Below are 5,891 nucleotides of genomic sequence, written 5' to 3'. Positions count from 1 at the left end.
GGAATGATTTGTAAATTCAAAATTTCTATAAAATTACAACTACGTTCAGTTCAGAAGAAGAAGAAAAAAAGGATAGAATAAAAGAATGCGATAACTTTAACACTGAACAAATCAAGATAAATTTTACCAGTTATCATAGAGAGATTTCACTACGATTTAGCACTAATCCTGGAGAAATAATCAGCGATATTAATACAAATCTACTTCAAAATACACTTTTCTTTATGCCTATTAACCTTATACCTAGCCCTAGTAAACGTGCCATGAGAATGAATAGTTGGTTAGGCTCTAGAAAAGACAAAGAATTTAAGAGTAATGTTTATGTTGTAGATTGGTTAGATGTCTTTTTAGCAGAACGATTTGGTAGACTAAGTAATTTTTATCCATTAAAACCAAACTTGAAAAAGGCAGTAAACGAAGAGATAAAAAAATAAGACCCTTTTTATCCAACACAAAAAGCAATTGTATACTTTTTTTAGTAACCTTTTTAAAAAATAGAATTCAAGAATAGTATCTATTCTATTTCATAACAAAAAAGGATTACTGTATTCTATGCTTGAGATTCTTGAAATTGAGAAAATAGGGAGGCAATAACTTCATTTTTATCCATACTTCGACTCTGTTGTAAAGCCTCTTTTAAAACACCTATTACTAATCCTGGTAAAACTTGAGATTCTGTAATTCTTTTACTGCCACTATCAACTATAGTAAAAGCAATAATATCTACATTTTTCACGTCAACTATCCAATATTCTTTGACTTTTAAATATTCATAGATTAACCTTTTCTCACCTTTATCATCAGAGAGTGAAGTGTTTGCTATTTCTATGACTAAATCTGGCGATGGATATATATCTAAATCTACAACGGAAGTTCCCCACGGAACAATATTGGTATTGTCACCTATATAGTAGGAAATATCTGGTTGTACTTCTTGAGTTCCGATTTTTCTGTAACTACAATTAGTTAAACTTTTGCTGCGAATATTTTTGAGGCTACAGAAAATACCAATAGCTATAGCAATAAGTGAATTATCGCTGGCATGGTCGTGACTTACTGGTGAGATTTCTATTCTAAATTTTCCTTGATAATAATAAGATTTTGCTTGAGCATAAATGGGGTTTTCAATTATCTGGAGATATTCATCCCAGGTCGCTGAAACCCATATATCTCTTGGAATTTTTATTTGTAAATTTGTCATAAATTAAATTGATAGTTTTTATTTTTATGTAAGCTCCTCTAGCTGGTGCTTCAGAAAATGAATTTTATTATTGCGACCTACGCATGGGGTTAGAAAAATTCCATTACCCATCCACATCCGGCGTGTGCTTCAGAAAATGAATTAATTATTGCGACCTACGCATGGGGTCGGAAAATTTTCACTACCCATCCACATCCGGCGTGCGCTTCAGAAAATGAATCTATTATTGCGACCTACGCATGGGGTTAGAAAAATTCCACTATCCATCTACATCTGGCAGGCGCTTCAGGAAATGAATTTATGATTGCGACCTACGCATGGGGTTAGAAAAATTCCACTATCCATCTACATCTGGCAGGAGCTTCATAAAATGAATTTTATTATTGCTCTCTTGGCAATAGTCGGAAATTTTCCCACTCCATCACCTCTGGCTGGGTGCTTCAGAAAATGAATCTATTATTGCGACCTACGCATGGGGTCGGAAAATTTTCACTACCCATCCACATCCGGCGTGCGCTTCAGAAAATGAATCTATTATTGCGACCTACGCATGGGGTCGGAAAATTTTCACTACCCATCCACATCCGGCGTGCGCTTCAGGAAATGAATTTATGATTGCGACCTACGCATGGGGTTAGAAAAATTCCACTACCCATCCACATCCGGCGTGCGCTTCAGAAAATGAATTTTATTATTGCTCTCTTGGCAATAGTCGGAAATTTTCCCACTCCATCACCTCTGGCTGGGTGCTTCAGAAAATGAATTTAATTATTGCGACCTACGCATGGGGTCGGAAAAATTCCACTACTCATCCACATCCGGCGTGCGCTTCAGAAAATGAATCTATTATTGCGACCTACGCATGGGGTCGGAAAATTTTCACTACCCATCCACATCCGGCGTGCGCTTCAGAAAATGAATTAATTATTGCGACCTACGCATGGGGTCGGAAAATTGCACTATCCATCACCTCTGGCGGAGTGCTTCAGTCCAGTAGTAGACATCTCCGATAATCAAAAATCAAATCAATCCCATGGGCATAAATTATCAATTCTTTCCCCCTACTCCCTACTCCCTACTCCCTACTCCCTACTCCCTCTTTCCTAGAAACAGACTTAACAGAAATAGGCAAAGAAACCTCTGGATAACTATTATGAATTTTCAACATAATTTCGATCGCCTTTGCCTTATCTCCAATGGCAATAGTCACAGACTGCCTAGTCAAAATATCAGCCACAACTCGCGCCGCTGCCTCACTTTTTTCTGCCTCCTGTTCCAAAAAACTAAATACTCGTTGCTTTGCCACCCTACCTTTATTTACCTGACACAAAACACTAATAAAATAAGGCTGCAAATCTCGTAATCTTTCCACATTATCCGCCGCATAATCTGACAAAAAATTCGTAGCAAAAACCTGCATATCCCCTGAAGGATGTTCGCTAAACTTCAACAAATAATCTTGCCCGTAACTATCCTCAAAATAACGACTCACCAATTGACGCCCAAACACTCTTACATCATCCCGCACACTATCACAAATACTTACCATTATTTCCGGCAACCAATCAGTTTCATCAAAAGATGATTGAAATATTTCCCAAGCAAAATTGCGAGAATCTTCCCAATCAGATTCTAACAATCTAACCGCAGCCAACATCTCCTGAGAATTACTTCTAAAACGAGGAATATTTTCTGAAAAAATTTGCCATGCAGCTTGTCTAACTGCCACTAATTGATAATTTGCCAACTTAACAATTTCAATTGTTGCAAAATCTCCTGCCCACTGCCGATAATTTGCCTTTAAAATTAAACCTGCTAATTCTTGAGTAAAGTCTGATTTAGCCCTTAATAACTCCTTAGTTTTTTCTAAACTAACACTTTCTTGCCATCCCGGAATATCATCCCTCAATAAACCTGCTAAATAATCGTGAACCCCTTCTGACTTTTCTGGCATTAGCAAAATGTCGATAAATTCCTCTGCTAACTGACTAGCAAAATCTGAATATTTATTTGTCAAATCCTGAATAATAGGTTCGATTAAACTCCGAATATCCTCCTCAGAATTAACCGCCATAGCAATAATCAAATCTCGCCGAGAACTTATCAAAATATCCTCTGGTAACTGCCCAAATATTCTAATACCAATTTCCCGAATTTTTGGATAGGGAGATTCAATCAACGACTCAATTAAATTAGTAGGTAATTCCGCAGCAGGAGTTTCATGGTTTTCCAGAATATTTGCACCTAATTCTTGAATTTCTACCAATGGATGTTGGAGTAAATCTATAATAACTCCCATACCCAATTGTTTTAATTGATAGCTCAAACAACCCAACAATATATCCGCAATATCTTGAGCGACTCGCTCTATCCAGTAAGTTTCTTGTTTGAAAGTTAATAACTCAGCAATAACTTTACCAATTAATACTTTAGCAGTACCTTCTTTCAGACTATGTGAACTAAGAAATGTTTGAACAAATTCACGAGTGTCTGGTTCCTGACTGGTAATTAAACTAGCCAGAAAATTAGCATTTAAAAATCTATTTGGTTGTTTATTTATCCAGCGATAAGCTGCCGTATGTGCTTTAGGCAAAATACTATTTGCCGATGCTAAAACCAAGTCTAGATCGGGGTCTATTTTTTTATATCTTTCTATAGCTAATTCAAATCCAAATCTAACTGTAACTTCATAAGATTTTTTGATAAATTCTATGAGAGTTTTGATATTGATTTTTGGATAAAAACTCTGGCAACGATCCAATACTCTCACAGCAAAATTATGTACAGCATGACAGTTACTTTCTAATAATAATTTCACCAATATTTCTGGTTGTTTATCCCATAATTCAGGAAAAGCTTCTCCCCGTTGTTTTATCTCCTTATTAGTTCGTTCAAAGTATCCGTTAAACTTCCACTCTAGCCTATCAGAAGATAAAGAATAACGAGAATGATTTGTGTAGAGAATATGAGATAGAACTAGAAAATTAACAAATCTATGTTCGAGTTGAGAATAAAATCTCTTTTCTAGCCGATAATACATAACATCAGCATCAGAATATTGCTGCAAAATACTCACCGCTAAATTAATATATTCAATATCATTGTCTATGCCAAGTTTCTCTAAAGTTCGCCAAATTCGTTTGCGTAAATAATTACGAGTTTTTTTAGTATAAACTTCCGAACCAGTTGTATTTTCTGTGTCAAATCTATAAGTAAGAATGGCAAAAACTTCTGGGTCTCGACGATATTCAGCCATTTTAAAAATATGACGAATTGGCTGAAAAAAGTTTTCTTGAAATGGAGCAGTGCGGAGAAAATTTAAAAGTGCAGGTCGCACATATTCATTATCTATTTGATATAGTCTTTCTATGTCTGAGAAACTTTTACCTTCCTCCAAGGATTTGTTAAATACTTCCTCAAATTTTTCTGCCGTTCCGTGACGAGCAAACTCTCTTAATTCTGGAGATAAAAACTCAATCATTTCCTTCTGCAATTCGGCGCGAATTTCAGAGTCGGATAATTTTAAAATTGCCTCAAAAACTATCCGACTAACAAACTCTGAAGTTGCCGGATTTTCATACAATCTAATTAAAGCAGCAAGAGCATCCTTTCCACCACAGCAACCCAACGACCAAGCAATACAATAATCTCTTAAATCCGTACCAGTGCCGAGAAAATTAATTAACATCGGAGTAGCTTCAGCTATTTTTAATTCTCCTGCCCGCCAAATAATTCTTTCCAGAGGGCGATTAGTTTTTTCTCTAGCTAAATGTTCGATAATTGCTTGTTTCCGCAAATGATTCTGGCTAGGAATTTCTGTTTTTTTAGGGAGAGAATTTAGAGAAATTCCAGTAACGTCCTGATAACCACGTTTAATTTTTTCTTCTACTACTTGATTGAAAACTTTTTCAGCTTTTGCAAAAGGAACATAGCCATCTGTTCTAATACCATGTCTTAATTGTGAACCACGACGACCGTAGTTAAAATTAACCATATAATGCTGATTTTCTTTCACCTCAAATATATCGACCTCATAAATTTTATCCGAGCGATCGTCTTGATAATGGAGGATAATTTTTTTGATTACTTTCATAGTATTTTTTGAGTGTTATTAGTAAAGATAGATATATTTAATCAAGCAAAAGATTAGACTTTTTAGCAACAGAACTATTATTGGTTATTTAACTTATCTACTAATCCTTGCCATCCTTTAGCAGATATACCATAAAACTCTTTAGCTTCCTGAAAATTTGAGAATCTTGACTTGAAATCTTTTACAGTATATCTATCTGAAATAAATATTATCATTTTCCAGATAATTTTGCTGCAAATTATTCATTTCACTTCGACCATTATGTATTTCTTCACCTAAATCTACCCAGTTATTAGCATCCATATTAAAATTCAAGCAAGCATTCTCAAGAATAAGATACTCTTCTTTTAATTTTCTCGCCAACTCATTAATAAGATACATTTCCGAAGTATCAGATTCTCGAAGGATTAGACTTTTTAGCAAAAGAACTATTATTGGTTATTTAACTTATCTACTAATCCTTGCCATCCTTTAGCAGATATACCATAAAACTCTTTAGCTTCCTGAAAATTTGAGAATCTTGACTTGAAATCTTTTACAGTATATCTATCTGAAATAAATATTATCATTTTCCAGATAATTTTGCTGCAAATTATT

Annotated in this window: 5 protein-coding genes; 2 read left to right on the top strand and 3 right to left on the bottom strand. The window is 35.0% G+C overall.

Annotated features, from left to right (window positions below):
• The first annotated feature begins 224 nt into the window (after positions 1–224).
• Positions 225–434 (top strand): hypothetical protein, encoded by a 210-nt coding sequence (locus F6K22_RS22765; RefSeq protein ID WP_293103072.1) that lies wholly within the window; start codon positions 225–227, stop codon positions 432–434.
• A 116-nt stretch (positions 435–550) separates the two neighbouring features.
• On the opposite strand, the gene F6K22_RS22760 is transcribed toward F6K22_RS22765, so the two are convergent.
• Complete coding sequence (locus F6K22_RS22760; protein ID WP_293103069.1) at positions 551–1,201, bottom strand: Uma2 family endonuclease; 651 nt, start codon at positions 1,199–1,201, stop codon at positions 551–553.
• 758 nt (positions 1,202–1,959) lie between these two features.
• Here F6K22_RS22760 and F6K22_RS22755 point away from each other — a divergent pair.
• Positions 1,960–2,214, top strand: coding sequence for a hypothetical protein (locus F6K22_RS22755; protein ID WP_293103066.1), 255 nt, complete (start codon positions 1,960–1,962; stop codon positions 2,212–2,214).
• A gap of 62 nt (positions 2,215–2,276) precedes the next feature.
• Here the strand turns inward: F6K22_RS22755 and F6K22_RS22750 are convergent, their stop codons facing one another.
• Together F6K22_RS22750 and F6K22_RS22745 are read right to left on the bottom strand one after the other, a co-directional pair.
• On the bottom strand, positions 2,277–5,294 hold the full coding sequence (locus F6K22_RS22750; protein WP_293103063.1) for a WGR domain-containing protein: 3,018 nt from the start codon (positions 5,292–5,294) through the stop codon (positions 2,277–2,279).
• A gap of 192 nt (positions 5,295–5,486) precedes the next feature.
• Positions 5,487–5,675: a hypothetical protein gene (locus tag F6K22_RS22745; RefSeq protein ID WP_293103059.1), complete on the bottom strand. Its 189-nt coding sequence runs from the start codon at positions 5,673–5,675 to the stop codon at positions 5,487–5,489.
• Between the last annotated feature and the right edge of the window lie 216 nt (positions 5,676–5,891).

The sequence above is a fragment of the Okeania sp. SIO2F4 genome (assembly GCF_010672385.1).
Taxonomy (GTDB): domain Bacteria; phylum Cyanobacteriota; class Cyanobacteriia; order Cyanobacteriales; family Microcoleaceae; genus Trichodesmium.
This window is presented reverse-complemented; position numbering and strand designations above follow the sequence as displayed.

Coding starts and splice junctions, on each gene's coding strand:
- F6K22_RS22765 (WP_293103072.1), top strand. CDS start 225: ATGCCTATTAACCTTATACCTAGCCCTAGTAAACGTGCCATGAGAATG.
- F6K22_RS22760 (WP_293103069.1), bottom strand. CDS start 1,201: ATGACAAATTTACAAATAAAAATTCCAAGAGATATATGGGTTTCAGCG.
- F6K22_RS22755 (WP_293103066.1), top strand. CDS start 1,960: ATGAATTTAATTATTGCGACCTACGCATGGGGTCGGAAAAATTCCACT.
- F6K22_RS22750 (WP_293103063.1), bottom strand. CDS start 5,294: ATGAAAGTAATCAAAAAAATTATCCTCCATTATCAAGACGATCGCTCG.
- F6K22_RS22745 (WP_293103059.1), bottom strand. CDS start 5,675: ATGTATCTTATTAATGAGTTGGCGAGAAAATTAAAAGAAGAGTATCTT.